We start from the raw sequence: 19342 nt of genomic DNA, 5'->3' as shown, positions 1-19342 counted from the left end.
AGTTCACAAATTATTTATTGAGCTTAACTTGGTTGTGATAAGTCGTATTGATACTTCTTTCATAAAGTTTAATCCGTTACACTGGGATTGTTGAAAAAATAATATTTTATTAGGAGTAAAAATGATGTATCAGGAGCTTATTTGTGCTGAATTAAAAGAAGCGGCGGTGACATTGAACAATTTTCTTAATAACCGAGAAAATATCGAAGCGATTGAACAAGCTGCGATTATGTTGTCGAACGCCTTTAAAGCGGGAGGAAAAGTATTATCTTGTGGTAATGGTGGCTCGCACTGTGATGCTATGCATTTTGCAGAAGAATTAACCGGACGTTATCGTGAAAATCGTCCAGGTTATCCAGCCATTGCGATTTCTGATGTTAGTCATCTCTCTTGCGTTGGTAATGATTTTGGTTATGACTATGTTTTTTCCCGTTATATAGAGGCTGTCGGTAAAGAAGGGGATATATTATTTGCACTCTCAACATCAGGTAATTCTGGCAATATCATCAAGGCAATCGCGGCTGCACGAGCTAAAAAGATGCAAGTGATCACATTGACAGGTAAAGAGGGCGGAAAAATGGCAGGAACCGCTGATATTGAGATCAGAGTACCTCATTTTGGTTATGCCGATCGGGTCCAAGAAATTCATATTAAGGTGATCCATATCTTAATTCAGTTAATAGAAAAAGAAATGGTGAAATAACATTGCTAGGCAATATTGTCGGGTAGAAATGTGATCAGTTAGCGTGATTATGCTTAGATTTGGAAATTTCATTCTGGCATACATAAAGAAGGCATTATGTGTGAATTGCTTGGTATGAGTGCTAGTGTCCCGACAGATATTAATTTTAGTTTAAGTGGTCTTATCCCGCGAGGAGGTCAGACTGGGCCAAACAAAGATGGTTGGGGGATCACTTTTTATGAAGGTCGAGGTTGCCGAACATTTAAAGAACCCAAGCCATGTTATCAATCGCCTATTGCACGCTTTGTGCAAGAGTACCCGATTAAATCAGAGGCAGTTATTGCGCATATTCGCCAGGCGAATCGGGGCGATGTATTATTAGAAAATACCCATCCTTTTACCAGGGAACTGTGGGGCAGAAATTGGACTTATGCACACAACGGCCAACTTGAGGGTTATAAAAAATTACCAGTAGGACACTATCGGCCAATTGGAAAGACGGATAGTGAGTGGGTATTTTGTTGGATTTTATATCAATTGGCAGAAAAATACCCTAAAAAACCGACAAACTGGTTAACTGTATATCGGTTTATTGCCAAACTGGCTGATCAATTAAAATTGATGGGGGTACTTAATATGTTGATTTCAGATGGACAATATATGATGGCCTATTGCTCAACTGATTTGCATTGGCTTACCCGCAAAGCACCTTTTGGTAAGGCAAAATTGCTTGATAATGATATTGAAATCGATTTTCAGCAACATACACAAACAACTGATATAGTCTCAGTGATTGCCACCAAGCCTTTAACTGGTAATGAGAGTTGGCACCGAATTCAGCCGGGAAGTTTTGTTTTATTCCATTTTGGTAAGCGCATATTGTAGCCTTTCATCTGCTGTAGCTGGCGATGATTGATGGTTAGGAAATTTGTTTACTAAGTATTGTCCTTGCTGAATATTAATTACTGGCAATCGACTTGTTTTAGTAAAATATTCATACGCGGGTTGCAGTTGTCGCCAGAAGGTATAGTAACGTGAATTACGATGGCGATTCATATTGTTAGAAGTCATTTTAAATGGATATATATTGACCTGTATTTCATATTGACCATTTTGTAATGCATTTTCCACATAACGATAGATTTCATTTATATAGCGATCAGTCATCGCGTAGCAGCCAATTGATTTACAGCCACCATGTACCATCAAATAAGCGCCAGTATAGCCATGAGCCTGGTCGTATTTATTGGGAAAACCTAAATTAAAAGCGCGATAATATTTGCTATCAGGTTTTAATTGTGAGCGTGTGATGCGATAAAACCCTTCTGGACTCTTTAAGTCACCTTGTCTTTTCTTAGGTCCTAATCCACCAGAGAAATTACAGATTGGATAACTTTTAAATAGTGAAAATAAGCCTTTTTCATTTTTAGTATAGAGTTCTAGCACTCTTTCTTCTTTGAAAATTTGAATAAATATTGAATTATTTAAATATTTTTTGCCGTTATTACTGCTATCTAATGGGTAATATAGCTTTGTCGCTGAGTAGCTATTATTGATAAAAAATGACAGGGAAAAGATCCCTATGCTAATAAAAAAAGAGAGTTTCATAAGCTTCCATACAAAAGTGATGTATTGTACAAAAAAAATACACAAATATTAATCATATATTTGTATTGTAGTTTTTTATATTAAAAATTAATAATTTTGTCTCCTGTCATTTTTGACTTATTTTGGCAAAAATTCCGACATTCTTCGAAAAAAATGATTTAAATAATCGTTTTTTGCGAAGTGTTCTCAATATATTAAAAAATTTATTCTTATTTGCTTGAACTAAATCACTTGTTCTATCAGACAGAAAGCGAGGGAACTGATAAAATCATCTGCGTTAAAATAATAGGTAAATTGTAATTAATTAGTGGATATTCATTAGCTGGCTTGTTTCAATTATTCAACAGCCTTTTGATTATTGGTTGCTATCTGATTTCATTTGAAATCGTTAGCTTAGGGTTTAACTGATAAACTTGTGCAATTCTTATGATTAAAATTAAAAAAGGACTCGACCTCCCGATTGCAGGAGTGCCCGCTCAAGTAGTAGAGGATGGCCCTGTTATTCATCATGTAGCAGTATTGGGTGAAGAGTATATAGGGATGCGTCCTTCAATGTTGGTGAAGGAAGGTGAGCAAGTTAAAAAGGGGCAAATTCTTTTCGAAGATAAGAAAAATCCAGGCGTATTTTTCACCAGCCCGGCTTTTGGCACTATCATAAAAATCAATCGAGGTGAGCGCCGAGTTCTTCAATCTATTGTTATTGAAATTAATGGCGATGAGCAAATCGTATTTAACCGCTATGATAATAATCAAATCGATACATTAACGTATCAACAAGTAGAAGCTAACTTACTTCAGTCAGGTTTGTGGACAGCATTGCGAACGCGTCCTTTTAGCCATACTCCAGTGCCAGGTACTAGCCCAAAAGCAATTTTTGTTACTGCGATGGATACGCGTCCACTGGCGGCTGATCCCTTGTTGATTATTGCAGCGGAGGAAACGGCTTTCAATAATGGTTTGAAAGTATTGACTAAATTAACAGAAGGAAAAATTTATGTATGCCATGGAAACGGCAACTTAGTCAAGTTAACTGATAATGAAAAAATTATTTATAAGCAATTTATTGGACCACATCCTGTAGGGTTAGTCGGTACCCATATCCATTTTCTAGAGCCGGTAAGTATAGAGAAAACTGTTTGGCATTTAAATTATCAAGATGTGATTGCGATTGGTAAACTTTTTACAACGGGTCATCTTTATTCGGATCGCGTTATCTCACTTGCTGGGCCTCAAGTTAAAAAGCCACGTTTAGTTCGTACTTGTTTAGGCGCTGATCTCTATGAGTTAACTGATGGTGAACTAAAAATAGGTGAAAATAGGATTATTTCAGGGTCAATCTTGTGGGGCAATAAATGTGATGATACTCGGGGTTATTTGGGAAGATTCCATAATCAAGTTTCGGTATTGAGTGAAGGACGTGAAAAAGAGTTATTTGGCTGGATTGCGCCTGGAATAAATAAGTTTACTATCACCCGTACAACACTTGGCCATTTCCTGAAAAATAAACAGTTTAATTTCACCACCACGACCAATGGTAGTGAACGTTCTATGGTTCCTATTGGTAATTATGAACGTATTATGCCACTTGATATTATGATCACTCATTTATTACGAGATCTGCTTGTTGGTGATTTAGCCAGCTCACAGCAACTTGGTTGTTTGGAACTGGATGAAGAAGATTTGGAGCTGTGCACCTATGTATGCCCAGCCAAATATGAGTATGGTCCTGTACTACGTGAGGTATTGGCCAGAATTGAGCAAGAAGGTTAACTACATGGGCTTAAAAAATTTATTTGAAAAGTATGAACGTCATTTTGAACCCGGTGGAAAACTAGAAAAATACTATGTGCTCTATGAAGCTGTGGCAACTATTTTTTATACTCCGGGAACCATCAGACATGGGAGTTCCCATGTTCGTGATAGTATTGACCTAAAACGAATGATGATTTTAGTCTGGCTGTCGGTTTTTCCAGCCATGTTTTGGGGCATGTATAATGTCGGTGCACAAGCGATCCCAGCTCTTTATCAATTACATACTGAAGCTGAGTTGCAAAAGATCCTTGTTTCTGATTGGCACTATAGAGTTGCTCAATTTTTGGGTGCTTCATTAACACCAGAGGCAGGCTGGGTAAGTAAAATATTGCTTGGGTCGGTATATTTTTTACCTATCTATATGGTTGTTTTTTTGGTTGGTGGTTTTTGGGAAGTATTATTTTCGCTGCTCCGTGGTCATGAAATCAACGAAGGTTTTTTTGTCTCTTCTATTCTATTTGCCCTGATTGTGCCGCCTACTATACCGCTTTGGCAGGCGGCATTAGGTATTACGTTTGGTATTGTTGTGGCGAAAGAAATTTTTGGTGGTACTGGGCGTAATTTTTTAAATCCAGCATTAGCTGGGCGTGCATTTCTATTTTTTGCTTATCCTGCGCAAATTTCAGGTGATTTAGTTTGGACTGCCACAGATGGTTATTCTGGCGCTACGCCATTATCACAATGGGCTAGGGGCGGAGATCATGCACTAATAAATAATTTGACACATCAGCCTGTTACCTGGATGGATGCTTTTTTGGGCAATATTCCAGGCTCAATTGGTGAAGTTTCAACATTAATGATCTTAATCGGTGGAGCATTGATTATTTTTTGCCGAATAGCTTCATGGCGTATCGTTGCCGGTGTAATGATAGGCATGATGGTAATGTCTTATCTATTTAATGTTATTGGATCAATGACTAATCCTTTATTTGCGATGCCTTGGTACTGGCATTTGGTACTAGGCGGTTTTGCTTTTGGCATGATGTTTATGGCGACTGATCCTGTTTCGGCTTCTTTTACCAACAAAGGTAAATGGGCATACGGAATATTGATCGGTGTAATGTGTGTTCTCATCAGAGTCATTAATCCTGCTTATCCGGAAGGGATGATGTTGGCAATTTTGTTTGCTAACTTATTTGCGCCTCTGTTTGATTATCTGGTAGTTCAGGCAAATATTAAACGGAGAAAAGCCCGTGGCTAACAATAAAATAAAAAATCCAAAAGATAGCATCGGCAGAACATTTCTTGTGGTATTTATTCTGTGTTTAGTGTGTTCAGTAGTTGTATCTGGTGCAGCGGTAGGTTTGAAATCTAAACAGCAAGCGCAAATATTATTAGATAAGCAACGTAATATTCTTGATGTTGCTGGTTTACTCAAACCAAAAATGTCAGCTGAAGAGATACAATCTCTTTATAATACTCGTATTAGCGCTAAGATTTTGAATTTCAACACAACTGAAATATCAAATAGTAATGGCAACTTCGATCTTAATAGTCAGCTACGTAATGATGAAACCCGAATTGCATTATCTCCTGAACAGGATGTTGCTAAGATCCGTTATAGAGCCAACTCGGCAGAAATTTATTTAGTCAACGATGATAATGGAAAAACCATCGCACTGGTATTACCGGTTTATGGTTCTGGTTTATGGTCGGTAATGTATGCTTTTATCGCTGTTGATATAGATGGAACGACATCACGAGGTATAACTTATTATTCTCATGGTGAAACGCCAGGTCTAGGTGGAGAGGTAGATAATTTACAATGGCGTGCCCAATGGATTGGTAAAAAACTTTATAATCAACAAGGGAAACCGGCGATAAAAATTGTGCGTGGTGGAGCATTAGATGGTCCCTCTAGTATCGATGGCCTATCAGGGGCAACACTGACATCAAACGGTATCCAGAATATGTTTGATTTCTGGTTGGGTAATAATGGTTTTGGCCCATTCCTGAATAAAGTACGCAAAGGAGAGTTAAATCATGGCTGATAGTAAAGAGATTAAACGAGTGCTAATTGGACCTTTATTGGATAACAATCCTATTGCATTGCAAGTTCTAGGTGTTTGTTCGGCTTTGGCGGTAACGACTAAATTAGAAACCGCCCTTGTGATGGCCATTGCTGTGACTTTAGTCACTGGTTTTTCTAGTTTTTTTATCTCATTGATCCGTCATTATATTCCTAATAGTGTGCGAATTATTGCTCAAATGACAATCATAGCTTCTTTAGTTATCGTTGTAGATCAAATCCTGCGCGCTTACGCTTATGAAGTTTCTAAGCAACTTTCAGTATTTGTCGGTTTAATTATTACTAATTGTATCGTCATGGGACGTGCTGAAGCTTATGCAATGAAATCACCACCAATTGAAAGTTTTATGGATGGTATTGGTAATGGTTTGGGATATGGTGCTATTTTAATTTTAGTTGGTTTTCTAAGAGAACTATTTGGTTCAGGTAAACTATTCGGTATTACTATTCTGCAATCGGTTCAGAATGGTGGTTGGTATCAGCCAAATGGCTTGTTCCTGCTTGCACCAAGCGCGTTTTTCATCATAGGTATGTTGATTTGGGGACTGCGCACATTGAAACCTTCACAGGTTGAAAAGGAGTAACTGACGCAATGGAACATTATATCAGCTTGTTTGTTCGAGCTGTGTTTATTGAAAACATGGCTCTTGCCTTTTTTCTGGGGATGTGTACATTTTTGGCGGTTTCTAAAAATGTCAAAACAGCCTTTGGATTAGGAATTGCAGTTACTGTTGTTCTGGGTATTTCAGTACCTGCGAATAATTTAGTTTATAATTTCATTCTACGTGATGGTGCCCTGATAGAAGGCGTTGATTTAAGTTTCTTAAATTTCATTACTTTTATCGGTGTAATTGCCGCATTAGTACAAATTCTAGAAATGATTTTGGATCGTTATTTTCCCGCCCTTTATAACGCATTAGGTATTTTTCTACCACTAATAACCGTTAATTGTGCGATTTTTGGTGGTGTCTCATTTATGGCTCAGCGCGAATATAATTTTAGTGAATCTATTGTTTATGGATTTGGTTCAGGATTGGGATGGATGCTGGCCATTGTTTTATTGGCATCTATTCGTGAGAAAATGAAATATGCAGATATCCCATCGGGTTTAAAAGGTTTAGGGATCACCTTTGTCACTACTGGTTTGATGGCATTGGGTTTTATGTCTTTTTCCGGTGTACAGTTATAAGGGTGAAAATAATTCATGGATATTATTATTCTTGGTGTAGTAATGTTTACCCTAATTGTGTTAATTCTAACGGCAATGATTTTATTTGCCAAATCTAAGTTAGTAAACACAGGGGATGTAAAAATTGAAGTTAATGGTGATCCTGAAAAGAGTTTTGCTGCGCCTGCAGGTGACAAGCTATTAAATATGTTGTCCAATCAGGGAATTTTTGTTTCATCTGCCTGTGGTGGCGGTGGTTCTTGTGGCCAATGTCGGGTGACAATCAAGCATGGTGGCGGTGATATCCTGCCGACTGAACTTGCCCATATTAATAAGCGTGAAGCTAGAGCTGGATGTCGTTTGGCTTGCCAGGTTAATGTAAAACAGGATCTGGAAATCGAATTACCTGAGGAAATTTTTGGTGTAAAAAAATGGGAATGTGAAGTTATTTCGAATGAAAATAAAGCGACTTTCATTAAAGAATTAAAATTGAAAATTCCAACAGGAGAAGTTGTCCCATTTCGGGCAGGTGGCTTTATTCAGATCGAATGTCCTCCACATAAAGTTTCTTATACTGATTTTGATGTACCTGATGAGTATCGTGAAGATTGGGATAAATTCAATTTATTTCGTTATCTCTCTGAAGTAAAACAGCAGACAGTAAGAGCTTATTCGATGGCAAATTATCCAGAAGAGCATGGGATAATCATGCTAAATGTCAGGATAGCAACACCTCCGCCGAAAGCTGCCGATTTACCTCCGGGTATTATGTCTTCATACATTTGGTCATTAAAACCAGGCAACAAAGTCACTATTTCTGGGCCATTTGGTGAGTTTTTTGCTAAAGAAACCAATGCGGAAATGATTTTTATTGGTGGTGGTGCGGGTATGGCACCAATGCGGTCACATATTTTTGATCAATTAAAGCGTTTAAAATCTAAACGAAAAATCAGCTTTTGGTATGGGGCTCGTTCAAAACGTGAATTATTTTATGTTGAAGATTTTGATCAATTAGCTGCTGATAATGAAAATTTTACCTGGCATGTTGCGCTATCAGATGCAATACCTGAAGATAACTGGCAAGGGTATACTGGTTTTATTCATAACGTTTTATATGAAAACTATTTGAAAGATCATCCAGCGCCAGAGGATTGTGAGTTTTATATGTGTGGTCCTCCTGTGATGAACGCCGCAGTTATTAAGATGCTTAAAGATTTAGGTGTTGAAGATGAAAATATTTTATTAGATGATTTTGGTGGTTGATTGTTTCCGGTATTTTAACTTTTTGTGTCATCATTGAGTTAATGTGGACTTAATATGCTTAAAAAAATTTTATGCTAAAAAATAAATTATTCAATTGGATTATTACTTTATCTACTATTTTCATGCTTTGTGGTTGTTTTGAGACAGAGCAAAAGTGTATTCAAGGGCAAACGATGGGAACTTACTATGTTGTTAAGTATGTTAGTGAATCATCTCATCCTTTTTGGGAAACATTGCGTGACGATATTGATAGCCGTTTAGAAGAAGTTAACAATCAAATGTCAACTTACCGCCCTAAATCTGAATTAAGCCAATTTAATCAATTTCAACATGTAAATACGCCATTTCCTGTTTCGTTAGCCATGATGACAGTGATTAAAGAAGCGATTCATATTAATAAATTAACCAATGGTGCGCTCGATATTACTATCGGACCATTAGTTAATTTATGGGGATTTGGCCCGGAAGGAAGGATAACCAAAGCACCACCGAAAGAGACGCTGCAGTTGCGCCGGCAATGGATTGGTATTGATAAACTTGCGATTAGAGGTAATAGCCTGATAAAAAAAATACCTCAGCTCTATATAGATCTGTCAGCTATCGCTAAGGGTTACGGCGTTGATGTTATAGCAGAATATTTAGAGTCACAAAATATTGATAATTATATGGTCGACATTGGTGGTGAAGTCCGCACCAAAGGCCATAACGGTAAAGGTGTAGCGTGGCGTATTGCGATTGAAAAACCTTCGGATAAAGGGCTAGAACAGTCGGTACAAGAAATTATTGAACCTGGAAATATGTCAGTTGCTACCTCTGGTGACTATCGTAATTATTTTGAACAAGATGGAGTTTATTATTCACATACTATTGATCCGAAGACCGGTAGACCGATTATTCATAATTTGATTTCTATTACTGTTATCGCTCCGACTTGCATGATGGCAGATGGTTTATCTACTGGCCTCAATGTGTTAGGGGCTGAAAAAGGAATGGAGTTAGCTGAACGTTTAAATTTACCGGTTTTCATGGTCGTTACGACTAATAAAGGTTTCGAAGAACGTTATAGTTCAGCATTTAAACCTTATTTAGTAAAAAAAATGTAGCGGAGTCATTATGTTAAAAATATTTATCGCTACTTTGGTTTTTTTCCTGCTTGCTTTTATTGCTATGTCACTTGGCTATATTATTAAACGCAAGCAACTTCAAGGAAGTTGTGGTGGATTAAGTAATATAGGCATTGAAAAAGTTTGTGATTGCCCGCAGCCATGTGAGCTTCGCAAGAAACGTATAGCAATGGAAAAGCGTCAAAAGCATCAGCAGATTAACAACCGTATTATTTAATAAAAAATCTCGTTATTAATAGTAATAACAAGATTATTAATATTTTGATTTTTTTATTATCTTATATCTTTAAAATATTTAGGTGAATCGACCATAACTTCATCTGCATCTAGCTCTTTAGCCAGTTTATAATCAGCTTCATCTTTTATACCAAATAAAACGATATGTGCACCACCGCTGGCGCGGAAACATTTCATTGCTTCATGATCCCAAACTAAATCTGAGGATGAGCGAGCTTCACCAAGAGTATATTTTTCCACAACTTCTACTTTACGTCGCAGTTCCAGTCCATACCAGCGCTGAGTATTAACTTTTTTATCAATCAAACAATGATGATTCATGGTAATATTTGCCAGAATATCACGCGTTTCATCACGACTTTCAAAACGTTGTACATGATCAGATAAAGCATTCAAGAAAGCTTGGTTGGTGGAATAAAAGCGAGTACGTCGAAACGCTTTTTCTTCTTTTAACACTTTTTCAATTGCTTTTGCTTGTTCGTAAGGATCGGCATCGGGAGATTTTAGATCGATATAGAAATCGGTCGCTGGAAACTGTTGCAGTACTTGCTTCAAGGTCGGAATGACTATTCCTTTATTACAATAAAGATGGTTATGACGGGAACCGAAACGGTAGCCGGCATCAGCCTTTATAAGCTGCTACGCAGAGTAAGAGGAAACCGGGCCACTTCTATTGGTTAATGTATTTAAATCAGATGGACGATATAATACGGGGACTTTATCACTGGAAAGTTGTAAGGTGATCCATATTTTATCGGCGCCGTTTTTCAATGCCTGATCAATGGCATAAATGGTATTTTCTGGCGCATCGGCAGTTCCTCCACGATATGCAACGATTTTCGGTGAATTTGCTAAGGCAGTAACTGAACAGAGCAAAAGCAGTACAGCTGTCATACTTTTATGCATTATTTTCTCCATAAGTTGTGTGTATGAAAAATATTATAAATTAATTTTATTATTAAAGTAGAAGATTAAATATAAATTAATATAGCAGATTTTTATTATTTTTTATCGTAAATTTAATGATATAACTTTACGTTATATTAGTTATAAAATCATTTATTTCTTAATTATAATTAAAGCTTAAATAATATTTTCTTGTCAGATAATTTTTATATTCTTAAATGAAAATAACATATTGTTTAAAAGTGTTTTTATGCTTCTAATAATAAATTTCCACAATAAATTTTTTATCCCGTCAGATGAAATTTAAATACTATATATTATTTAAAAAATAGTAAAGATAGACTGTCCAATCTTTATTTTAAAATTAGATTATATTAATATATCTTAACTTGTAATATAGTTTTTATATATTATTGTATTAAAAGGTTTTTATTATTTCAATTTGTGAGCTTATTAAAGTTTATCATGATAAATTATTTCTTAATATAATAGAGGAAATAATTAAAATAAATATATTTTATCATCTATTATTTTTAATTTAAAATGATTTAATTTTATTAATAATGATAATGTCTATAGCTTAATATAAAATAGGACATTAGAATTATAGTGTTTTAGATGGACTTATTGAGTTGTATATTATAGTAAAATAGTATTGTTGAATTAGTTAAATTAAATAAATAATAGTAAATATTATTATTTATTTTGTATTATTAATTAAATAAGGCTGTTAATTATGAAAATTTATACCTTTAATAATGCAGAAAAGGATCCTTTTTGTCGTGGTAAACAGATTGGAGAATGTTGGGCAACACAAATAAAACAGATTGTAATGCTATATTTAGATTTTTTTTCTCGTATTGGCATAACTGGCGATCAGGTGAGAAAAATTGGCGAGAATAGCTTATCTGCCTTGGAATATTGGTGTCCAGATTTGGCAAGTGAAATTGAAGCAACGGCTCTTGGCGCAGATCTTCCCGTTTGGTATTTGGCAAGTCTCAATGCACGAACTGAAATTTTATCAACCAAAGCAACATCATATTTAGGTGAATGCTCTACCGCAATTTATGCAGCTCCTGATATTAATATGCCACAAACTATACAAACTTGGGATTGGCATGACGTTTTAGCACCTTGCGGATTAATGACTGAATTGCAGAATAAAAAAGGAATGCGATTTAAGCTTTTTACCGAATTTGGCATGTTAGGTAAAATTGGTGTTAATAGCGCTGGATTAGGATTACATTTTAATATCTTACATCATATAAGCGACAATGATTCTGGTGGAGTGCCTGTACATGCAGTAGCTCGCCGAATATTAGAAGAAGCAACAACCATAGAAGAGGCTATCGCTTTAGCATTTTCTGCGCAAGTGAGTGCATCGTCAGTATTAAGTATATTTTCCCATCGTGCTGAAAGATGCAGAGCGGTAAGTATTGAGTTAAGCCCATTTCGGACAGCGATCATTTATCCGCAACAAAATGATTGGTTACTACATACTAATCATTTTCTGGCATCTGAATTAGTTTCGGGGGAACGCACTACTGATGATACTACTTATAAACGTTATGAGCATCTTAAAATAGTCGCTAGTGATATGAAAAATAAAGGCATTATAGAGTCTGCTGCGGCAATGTGTGGTCCCGAAGGTGAGCAGTCACCAATTTGTTTTTTACCTGATAGTTCGCAACCTGATACCGAGCGTTGGGAAACTTTATTGACAATTAGTATTAATACTAAAAATTGTATATTAAAATATGCCGCAGGCAATCCTTATCAATTATCTCAAACAGGTTACCGCTCTTTTTAGCAACAAAATTTATTTAGTATATTAAAAAAGTAATACATTATTTTAATAAAATATTTTATGGCCATAATCCTATTATTGAGTTGTTATTTTCTTTAAAATTTTTTATTTACGATTAATAAAATCATCACTATACTGTTTATTTAAACAGTATTATTGGGAGAAGGTTGTGTGCAAAATTATCCATATTGATATGGATTGCTTTTATGCAGCTATAGAAATGCGTGACAATCCTTCTTTGCGCAATATTCCGCTAGCGATTGGCGGTAGAGCGGATCGACGTGGGGTAATTTGTACAGCTAATTATATGGCTCGACGTTATGGTGTGCATAGTGCAATGTCTACAGCTTTAGCACTTAAACATTGCCCACAATTGAGAATTATCCCTGGCCGTATGTCTTTATATAAAGAAATATCATGGCAGATACGGCAAATTCTGCTCGATTTTACGCAATTGGTTGAGCCTATTTCTTTAGATGAAGCTTATCTTGATGTGACAAATAGTCCCCATTATCACGGTTCCGCAACCTTGATAGCTAATGCGATTAGACAGCGCATTTTTAATCAATTATCGCTTACGGCATCAGCGGGTATCGCACCGGTCAAATTTCTCGCTAAAATTGCTTCCGATATGAATAAACCTAATGGGCAATATGTTATTACGCCTGATCAAGTGGCCAATTTTATTTATCCATTACCATTAAGAAAAATTCCTGGTGTCGGTAAGGTTACGGCACAGCGGTTGCAAAAAATGGGATTGGAGACCTGTGGCGATATTCAACAATTTGATTTGATTACATTAGTGAAAGAATTAGGTAAGTTTGGTCAAATTTTATGGGATCTTAGTCATGGCGTAGATCCACGTAACATTAATAGTGAGCGTTTACCTAAATCAGTTGGGGTAGAGCGTACTGTTGCTAAGGATATTTATCAATGGGATGACTGTATGAAAATTATTGAACGACTTTATCCAGAACTTGAGACTCGATTAGCAAAAATTAAACCGGAGCTTAGCATTGCAAGTCAAGGCGTTAAGATGAAATTTACCGATTTTCAGTTAACGACTCAAGAGCATAGTTATCCGATTTTAAGTAAAGGTGATCTTATCCAAATAGCACAGCAAATTTGGCAACAGAGGCGAGCAGATCGCGGTGTTAGATTAGTAGGTCTACATATAACTTTACAAAATCCACAGATAGAAAAGCAGTTAATACTGAACTGGTGAAAAGCAGGCTAGTTTAGCCTGCTACAATTATTAACCTTTTTCAGGTATTGATTTAAGTACTGATGTTAATAGTTGCCAGTATTTCTCGACACTTTTAATGTTAGCTCGCTCGTCGGGTGAGTGGGCGCCATATATCGTTGGCCCAATGGAAACCATATCCATTTGAGGATAAGGTTTTTTAAATAGCCCACATTCTAAACCAGCATGGATCACCATGATCTTAGGTGTTTTGCCAAATAGTTGCTGATAGATATCGCTAGCAAGTGCCATGACTGGCGATTTCGGATCTGGTTTCCAGCCAGGATAACTGCCTTTATGTTCACATTCCGCATCGGCAAGCATCGATAATGATGTCAACATGTTAACAACATAATCTTTGCCCGTTTCAATTAATGAGCGAATTAAAAAAGTAATTTCGGCCTTTTTTTCATCCATATTAACAACGCCGATATTGAGTGAAGTTTCAACAACCTCTTTGATGTCGTCGCTCATCCGAATGACACCGTTAGGCGCAGCATTGAGAAAATGTAATAAGCGAGATTGACAATCTGCGGTTAGCGCAAATAATTCTGTTGTTGTCTCATCAAGCGTAATGACTAAGTTTTTTTCAAGCGCGGCAAATTCAGATCTTAGCATCGCTAGATAGTGATTTTTACTAGTTTCTAAATTAGCTGCTGCTGATATGGGCACTGCAAAAATTGCTTCACTCTCACGAGGGATCGCATTACGTAAGCTACCCCCTTGAATATGAATGAGCTTTAATTGTAATTCACTGGCATGACCTGCTAGAAAACGCGCCAATAGTTTATTCGCATTAGCTAATCCTAAATGAATATCACCACCCGAGTGACCACCGGTTAACCCTTTAAGTGTTATTTTGAAGATTATATGATCAGCTGGAATGGCTTCTCTTGCCAATTTAAAGGTGGTGGTAAAATCAACGCCGCCGGCACAACCCATGTAGATTTCGCCTTCTTCTTCGGAATCGGTATTGATCAGAATATCTGCTTGTAGCCAATTTGGCTGTATGCCAAAAGCACCAACCATGCCGGTTTCTTCCGTCATGGTGAGTAAAACCTCTATTGGTCCATGTTTAACATGTTCATCATCCAGTACAGCTAAAGCAGAGGCCATACCAATGCCATTATCTGCTCCTAATGTGGTACCTTGCGCTTTCACCCATTCATTATCTACGTAAGGACGGATAGGATCCTGAGTAAAATCGTGCTGAGTATCACTGTTTTTTTGTGGCACCATATCCAAATGGGCTTGAAGCACGACAGGTCGAAGATTCTCCAAGCCGGTGGTTGCCGGTTTGCGAATAAGAATATTACCGACTTTATCGCGTTCAACGCTAAATTTTTTGCTCTCCGCCCATTGAATAATATAGGAAGCAAGTGCTTCTTCATGTCCAGATGGATGAGGAATTGCACAAATTTGTGCAAAAATATTCCAAAGCGGCTGTGGTGAAAGCTGTGAAAGTTCAGACACGTTTTATCTCCTATTACTACCCTTATTATTAAGATTGCTAATTAATTCCGCAGTCTTGGTAAATATTATTTATTTTATTAATTCAGAATATCACCTTCTAACATCTATTCCTTTAGTTAATTGTGATAATATTAATTAATTTCTGGTTTTTGTTATTACAAATCACTATAATCTCGCGCAATATTTTCTCCACTAATATGCTTTTCTAAAATTGTCTCTAGTCGTTGGGATCAGAATTTTATGAGTGAAAAATACATCGTAACATGGGATATGTTGCAAATGCATGCCCGTACTTTGGCACAACGCTTACTACCAGCCAAGCAATGGAAAGGCATTATTGCGGTTAGCCGCGGTGGACTTGTTCCAAGTGCTATTGTTGCTCGTGAATTGGGTCTACGCCATATTGATACGGTCTGTATTTCAAGTTACGACCATAATAACCAGAGAGAACTTAAGGTTATTAAGCGAATGGACGGCGATGGTGAAGGTTATATTGTGGTCGACGATTTGGTCGATACTGGCGGGACAGCGCAAGCTATCAGGGATATGTATCCCAAAGGCTATTTTGTGACTATTTTTGCGAAACCCGCTGGGCGTCCATTAGTTGATAATTATGTTATTGATATACCGCAAAATACCTGGATAGAACAACCTTGGGATATGGAAAAAGAGGTTTTTATTAAGCCGCTTTGTGAACAATAATAATTATTTTATTTATTTCGCTTTGATTCGTGAAATAAAGTATATGATATAGGGATGCTAATCGCATCCCTTTTTCATTGCTAAAGTTTTTAACTGAATAAAGTCAATATGAGTGAAAAAAATCTGTCAGAAAAGCTGTTTAAGCCTAAATCAAAACTGAAACAAACTGAGACCTCTGTTCTGGTGACTTATAGCGTGCCTAAAACGCATTTATTGAAGCATAGCTCAACATTCGAAGGGACGAGTTATGTTAGTTGGTATCGTATGCTTAACCGGCTAATATGGATTTGGCGTGGCAACGATGGGCTGGAGATTGAAGCAGTATTAAGTCGTATTGCGGCAAATAATCGTATTCGAAGTTTTGATAACTTACTCGATACCATAATTGGTTACCAGCCAGGAAATTGGGCTTATGAGTGGTCACAACAAGCGATGGGCTGGCAGAAAAAAGCACTTGAATTGCCAACAAAAATAGCAGCAAGCCAAGCTTGGTTACGGGCAGCTAATTTATATAGTATTGCCGCATATCCTCATCTTAAAGGTGATAATCTTGCCGAACAAGCGGTGTTATTAGCTAATAAAGCTTATGAAAATGCAGCGCAATTGACCGATTTTCGACTGAAAAAAATTTCTTTCAAAATAGCGGATGGTAAAAAAGAGGTGATTGGTTTTTTACATTTACCGGATACCAGCCAAGGCCCGTGTCCCACGATTTTAGTTTGTGGCACATTAGATAGTTTACAACTAGATTATTACCGCCTTTTCAACAACTATCTGGCCCCGCAAGGTTTTGCTATGTTAACTCTGGATATGCCATCAATTGGCTATTCTATTAAATATAAACTTTCTCAGGATACTAGCGCGCTGCATCAACAGGTACTTAATCAATTGGCCAATATTCCATGGATCGATCATACTCGAATAGGTGTAATTGGTTTGCGTTTTGGTGCCAATATTGCACTTCGCTTAGCTTATTTAGAACCCAAACGCTTAAAAGGCGTTGCAGTTTTAGGGCCCATCGTCCACAGCTTGCTTACTGAACAAAAATATCAGGATCAAATACCGGTAATGAATATTGACCTCTTTGCCAGTCGATTAGGTTTCTATCAGGTAGATGAAGCTGTTTTACGTTCAGAACTAAGTTGTTATTCGCTAAAAAAACAGGGATTATTAGGGCGTCGCTGTTCTGTACCGTTTATGGCTGTCAACTGGCAAAATGATATTTTTAGTCCTAAAGAAGACGCACTACTTGTCGTACGTTCGTCCATTGACGGTAAGTTATTGACTTTACCAACCAAGCCGTTGTATCAAAATTTTCATCAGTCACTTTCTACAGTAGTGAGTTGGCTGAAAAGCAAAATTGAATAATCGTTGTGATTACGTGATTATTTTTTCTTATTTGCTAAAAAGGTAGCTTAACAACAAGGAGATCCTTATTATGGCTTTAACTTCAAATTATTCTAAAAGTAAATTATTGAAGCATTTTACCAGGTTAGGACCTTATCTCCGCGAATCTCAATGTCAGGATGATCTCTTTTTTTTCGACTGCCTTGCTATTTGTGTTAATGCAAAGACTGCTCCAGAAAAGCGTGAATTTTGGGGATGGTGGTTGGAATTAAGACGAGAACTTGACGGATTTGTATATCATTATAAATTAGGTATGTTTGATAAAGCGGGTAATTGGCAGCAGATCGAAATTAATAAATCAAATATTATCAAGTCGCTTGAAGAGACATTGCAAGAATTCCACAAACGTTTAGGTGATTCACTTAATACATTGGAATTAACATTAACCCCTTGCCCCAAAATGGTTGCAATTAATATATAGCTTATATTGTTGGCAACTATTGTAAAATTAACTTTTCATTAAAATTGCGTTATGTCAGTTGGCATAACGCTTCTTACTTGGGAACGAATCAGCCTACGGCTGCAAATCGATAACCAGTAAGTACAGACATAAAAAAAACCGCCTGTAATTGATTTTAAGGCTATCAAATAAAAAAACCTATCATTCCCTATTACCCATCGTATATCTCTTCATAAAAAGTGATACAGGACGTTTTATAGCGTGTTTTGTCGGTTAGTTAAATAAGATTTGGTTAAATAATCCTGCAACGTTAAAATTGATTATTTTTTCACCCTAAAACATGACAGTTATTAATCGTTAAATGGCTAATTTCGTTTCTTTTTTCCGTGAGTTAACTTCCCGATGAGAGCTGATTTTCAACCCAAACCGTTAAAATTGCTTTTTGAGCGGAATAATGCATGGGCGGCGATCATGGAAACTACCCAACTGAGAGATATTGAAATCGAGGTGGTAACAAAAATGTTAGCCTGTGGCACAACGATGATGGGGTTCCGTCAATACTGTTGTGAAAATGAAGATTGTGCTCATCAGAAGTTAGTTTGTTTTACCTGCAAGGGACGAGGTTGTCCATCCTGTGGAACAAAAGCCACGGATACTTGGATAGACACAAATATAATGCGTTTACCGGATGTCGAATGGCAACATGGTACGTTTACGATGCCGGATAGTCTTTGGCTTCTCTTTGAATTGAATCGATGGTTACTAGGGAAACTGTTCCCGTTTGCTGCGGACAATTTACTTTATGCAGCAAAAAAACGGGGATTAACAATGGGTATTTTTGGTGCGCTACATACCTATGGGAGAAAACTAAACTGGAACACGCATATTCATCTCTCATGGACAATGGGCGGCATCAATCAAAATGAAAAATGGAAGTCGATGCAATTTGACCTCGCTAAAGTCAGAAAACGTTGGATGTGGAATATTCGACAATATCTTCTTTCTGTCTGGGGGAAAATTTACCTACCTGAAAGTTTACAGCACATAAGAGATTATGATGAGTGGAAGCGGTTTATTCTGAATGCAGGGAAAAATGCTGAAGGTAAAGATTATTGGCATGTTTATTTTGCCGACCCGACATCCAATGCCCAAAAAACAGCAAAGTATATTGGGCGTTACCTGAAGAAACCGCCAGTCTCTGGCGCAAGGCTAGCGCATTATGATGGAGGAAGTCGCATTACGTTGCGGTTTTTCGACCATAATACCGGTCATTATAAAAATTTAGATTTAACCCAGAAAGAATTAATTTTACGGCTTATCAAACAGATCCCCGAGAAACATTTTCGGATGATCCGTTATTTTGGTTTTTGGCAAATCGAGTGGTGGGAAAATTACTCGATATTGTTAGAAAAGCAGTGGGACAATCGGCATTCAAAAGAAAACGTTCGATGACTTTTACCCTGCTAAGCCAGCGGTTTTAG

At 36.9% G+C, this 19342-nt stretch carries 18 protein-coding genes and 1 pseudogene; 16 read left to right on the top strand and 3 right to left on the bottom strand.

Annotated features, from left to right (window positions below; all coding sequences use genetic code 11):
* The first annotated feature begins 124 nt into the window (after nt 1-124).
* Together lpcA and WH390_RS01810 are read left to right on the top strand one after the other, a co-directional pair.
* Nucleotides 125-703: a D-sedoheptulose 7-phosphate isomerase gene (lpcA, locus tag WH390_RS01815; protein ID WP_032115510.1), complete on the top strand. Its 579-nt coding sequence runs from the start codon at nt 125-127 to the stop codon at nt 701-703.
* 96 nt (nt 704-799) lie between these two features.
* A complete protein-coding gene (locus tag WH390_RS01810) occupies nt 800-1567 on the top strand; it encodes a class II glutamine amidotransferase (RefSeq protein WP_032115509.1) in 768 nt (255 codons plus the stop codon).
* On the opposite strand, the gene WH390_RS01805 is transcribed toward WH390_RS01810, so the two are convergent.
* Nucleotides 1538-2290 (bottom strand): murein L,D-transpeptidase family protein, encoded by a 753-nt coding sequence (locus WH390_RS01805; RefSeq protein WP_032115508.1) that lies wholly within the window; start codon nt 2288-2290, stop codon nt 1538-1540. The genes WH390_RS01810 and WH390_RS01805 overlap by 30 nt on opposite strands.
* 426 nt (nt 2291-2716) lie before the next feature.
* On the opposite strand from WH390_RS01805, the gene WH390_RS01800 reads away from it, so the two are divergent.
* From WH390_RS01800 to nqrM, 8 genes are all read left to right on the top strand, one after another.
* Entirely contained in the window at nt 2717-4060 is a 1344-nt protein-coding gene (locus WH390_RS01800) for a Na(+)-translocating NADH-quinone reductase subunit A (protein ID WP_032115507.1), read from the top strand.
* A 4-nt stretch (nt 4061-4064) separates the two neighbouring features.
* Nucleotides 4065-5303: an NADH:ubiquinone reductase (Na(+)-transporting) subunit B gene (locus tag WH390_RS01795; RefSeq protein ID WP_032115506.1), complete on the top strand. Its 1239-nt coding sequence runs from the start codon at nt 4065-4067 to the stop codon at nt 5301-5303.
* Nucleotides 5296-6093: a Na(+)-translocating NADH-quinone reductase subunit C gene (locus tag WH390_RS01790; RefSeq protein ID WP_032115505.1), complete on the top strand. Its 798-nt coding sequence runs from the start codon at nt 5296-5298 to the stop codon at nt 6091-6093. The genes WH390_RS01795 and WH390_RS01790 overlap by 8 nt, the downstream gene beginning before the upstream one ends.
* The gene (locus WH390_RS01785) at nt 6086-6715 is read left to right on the top strand and encodes an NADH:ubiquinone reductase (Na(+)-transporting) subunit D (RefSeq protein WP_032115504.1); all 630 of its coding nucleotides are present in this window, start codon (nt 6086-6088) and stop codon (nt 6713-6715) included. Before WH390_RS01790 ends, WH390_RS01785 begins: the two co-directional genes overlap by 8 nt.
* Nucleotides 6716-6723: 8 nt before the next feature.
* Nucleotides 6724-7320, top strand: a complete 597-nt coding sequence (gene nqrE, locus WH390_RS01780; RefSeq protein ID WP_026823020.1) for an NADH:ubiquinone reductase (Na(+)-transporting) subunit E — start codon at nt 6724-6726, stop codon at nt 7318-7320.
* A gap of 15 nt (nt 7321-7335) precedes the next feature.
* Nucleotides 7336-8562 (top strand): NADH:ubiquinone reductase (Na(+)-transporting) subunit F, encoded by a 1227-nt coding sequence (gene nqrF, locus WH390_RS01775; protein WP_032115503.1) that lies wholly within the window; start codon nt 7336-7338, stop codon nt 8560-8562.
* Nucleotides 8563-8633: 71 nt separating this feature from the next.
* A complete protein-coding gene (locus tag WH390_RS01770) occupies nt 8634-9665 on the top strand; it encodes an FAD:protein FMN transferase (RefSeq protein ID WP_032115502.1) in 1032 nt (343 codons plus the stop codon).
* 10 nt (nt 9666-9675) lie between these two features.
* Nucleotides 9676-9903: a (Na+)-NQR maturation NqrM gene (gene nqrM / locus WH390_RS01765; protein WP_032115501.1), complete on the top strand. Its 228-nt coding sequence runs from the start codon at nt 9676-9678 to the stop codon at nt 9901-9903.
* A 56-nt stretch (nt 9904-9959) separates the two neighbouring features.
* Here the strand turns inward: nqrM and WH390_RS01760 are convergent.
* Nucleotides 9960-10829: pseudogene (locus tag WH390_RS01760) on the bottom strand (glycerophosphodiester phosphodiesterase family protein).
* A 736-nt stretch (nt 10830-11565) separates the two neighbouring features.
* Between WH390_RS01760 and WH390_RS01755 the strand changes: the two are divergent.
* Nucleotides 11566-12639, top strand: a complete 1074-nt coding sequence (locus tag WH390_RS01755) for a C45 family peptidase (protein ID WP_032115500.1) — start codon at nt 11566-11568, stop codon at nt 12637-12639.
* 166 nt (nt 12640-12805) lie between these two features.
* Entirely contained in the window at nt 12806-13861 is a 1056-nt protein-coding gene (dinB, locus tag WH390_RS01750; RefSeq protein WP_032115499.1) for a DNA polymerase IV, read from the top strand.
* Nucleotides 13862-13891: 30 nt separating this feature from the next.
* Here the strand turns inward: dinB and WH390_RS01745 are convergent, their stop codons facing one another.
* A complete protein-coding gene (locus WH390_RS01745) occupies nt 13892-15352 on the bottom strand; it encodes an aminoacyl-histidine dipeptidase (RefSeq protein ID WP_032115498.1) in 1461 nt (486 codons plus the stop codon).
* 240 nt (nt 15353-15592) lie between these two features.
* Between WH390_RS01745 and gpt the strand changes: the two genes are divergently transcribed.
* The 4 genes from gpt (at nt 15593) to WH390_RS01725 (ending at nt 19313) form a co-directional block, all read left to right on the top strand.
* Nucleotides 15593-16054: a xanthine phosphoribosyltransferase gene (gene gpt, locus WH390_RS01740; RefSeq protein ID WP_032115497.1), complete on the top strand. Its 462-nt coding sequence runs from the start codon at nt 15593-15595 to the stop codon at nt 16052-16054.
* A gap of 108 nt (nt 16055-16162) precedes the next feature.
* Nucleotides 16163-17422 carry an esterase FrsA gene (frsA, locus tag WH390_RS01735; RefSeq protein WP_032115496.1) on the top strand — a complete coding sequence of 420 codons (1260 nt, stop codon included), beginning with the start codon at nt 16163-16165 and terminating at the stop codon, nt 17420-17422.
* A 70-nt stretch (nt 17423-17492) separates the two neighbouring features.
* Nucleotides 17493-17882 (top strand): sigma factor-binding protein Crl, encoded by a 390-nt coding sequence (gene crl, locus WH390_RS01730; RefSeq protein ID WP_032115495.1) that lies wholly within the window; start codon nt 17493-17495, stop codon nt 17880-17882.
* Between the two features lie 381 nt (nt 17883-18263).
* On the top strand, nt 18264-19313 hold the full coding sequence (locus WH390_RS01725) for an IS91 family transposase (RefSeq protein ID WP_406850625.1): 1050 nt from the start codon (nt 18264-18266) through the stop codon (nt 19311-19313).
* The last annotated feature ends 29 nt before the right edge of the window (nt 19314-19342 follow it).

This window comes from Candidatus Arsenophonus nilaparvatae (genome assembly GCF_045346035.1).
Taxonomy (GTDB): Bacteria; Pseudomonadota; Gammaproteobacteria; order Enterobacterales; family Enterobacteriaceae; genus Arsenophonus; species Arsenophonus nilaparvatae.
Note: the sequence above shows the minus strand (reverse complement) of the source record. Positions and strands in the feature narration are given on the sequence as shown.

Excerpts from the sequence above, each read along its gene's own strand:
- nqrF (WP_032115503.1), top strand. The coding sequence starts at position 7,336 with ATGGATATTATTATTCTTGGTGTAGTAATGTTTACCCTAATTGTGTTA.
- crl (WP_032115495.1), top strand. The coding sequence starts at position 17,493 with ATGGCTTTAACTTCAAATTATTCTAAAAGTAAATTATTGAAGCATTTT.
- WH390_RS01810 (WP_032115509.1), top strand. The coding sequence starts at position 800 with ATGTGTGAATTGCTTGGTATGAGTGCTAGTGTCCCGACAGATATTAAT.
- frsA (WP_032115496.1), top strand. The coding sequence starts at position 16,163 with ATGAGTGAAAAAAATCTGTCAGAAAAGCTGTTTAAGCCTAAATCAAAA.
- WH390_RS01795 (WP_032115506.1), top strand. The coding sequence starts at position 4,065 with ATGGGCTTAAAAAATTTATTTGAAAAGTATGAACGTCATTTTGAACCC.
- nqrE (WP_026823020.1), top strand. The coding sequence starts at position 6,724 with ATGGAACATTATATCAGCTTGTTTGTTCGAGCTGTGTTTATTGAAAAC.
- gpt (WP_032115497.1), top strand. The coding sequence starts at position 15,593 with ATGAGTGAAAAATACATCGTAACATGGGATATGTTGCAAATGCATGCC.
- WH390_RS01785 (WP_032115504.1), top strand. The coding sequence starts at position 6,086 with ATGGCTGATAGTAAAGAGATTAAACGAGTGCTAATTGGACCTTTATTG.
- WH390_RS01725 (WP_406850625.1), top strand. The coding sequence starts at position 18,264 with ATGAGAGCTGATTTTCAACCCAAACCGTTAAAATTGCTTTTTGAGCGG.
- nqrM (WP_032115501.1), top strand. The coding sequence starts at position 9,676 with ATGTTAAAAATATTTATCGCTACTTTGGTTTTTTTCCTGCTTGCTTTT.
- WH390_RS01800 (WP_032115507.1), top strand. The coding sequence starts at position 2,717 with ATGATTAAAATTAAAAAAGGACTCGACCTCCCGATTGCAGGAGTGCCC.
- WH390_RS01770 (WP_032115502.1), top strand. The coding sequence starts at position 8,634 with ATGCTAAAAAATAAATTATTCAATTGGATTATTACTTTATCTACTATT.
- lpcA (WP_032115510.1), top strand. The coding sequence starts at position 125 with ATGTATCAGGAGCTTATTTGTGCTGAATTAAAAGAAGCGGCGGTGACA.
- WH390_RS01755 (WP_032115500.1), top strand. The coding sequence starts at position 11,566 with ATGAAAATTTATACCTTTAATAATGCAGAAAAGGATCCTTTTTGTCGT.
- WH390_RS01805 (WP_032115508.1), bottom strand. The coding sequence starts at position 2,290 with ATGAAACTCTCTTTTTTTATTAGCATAGGGATCTTTTCCCTGTCATTT.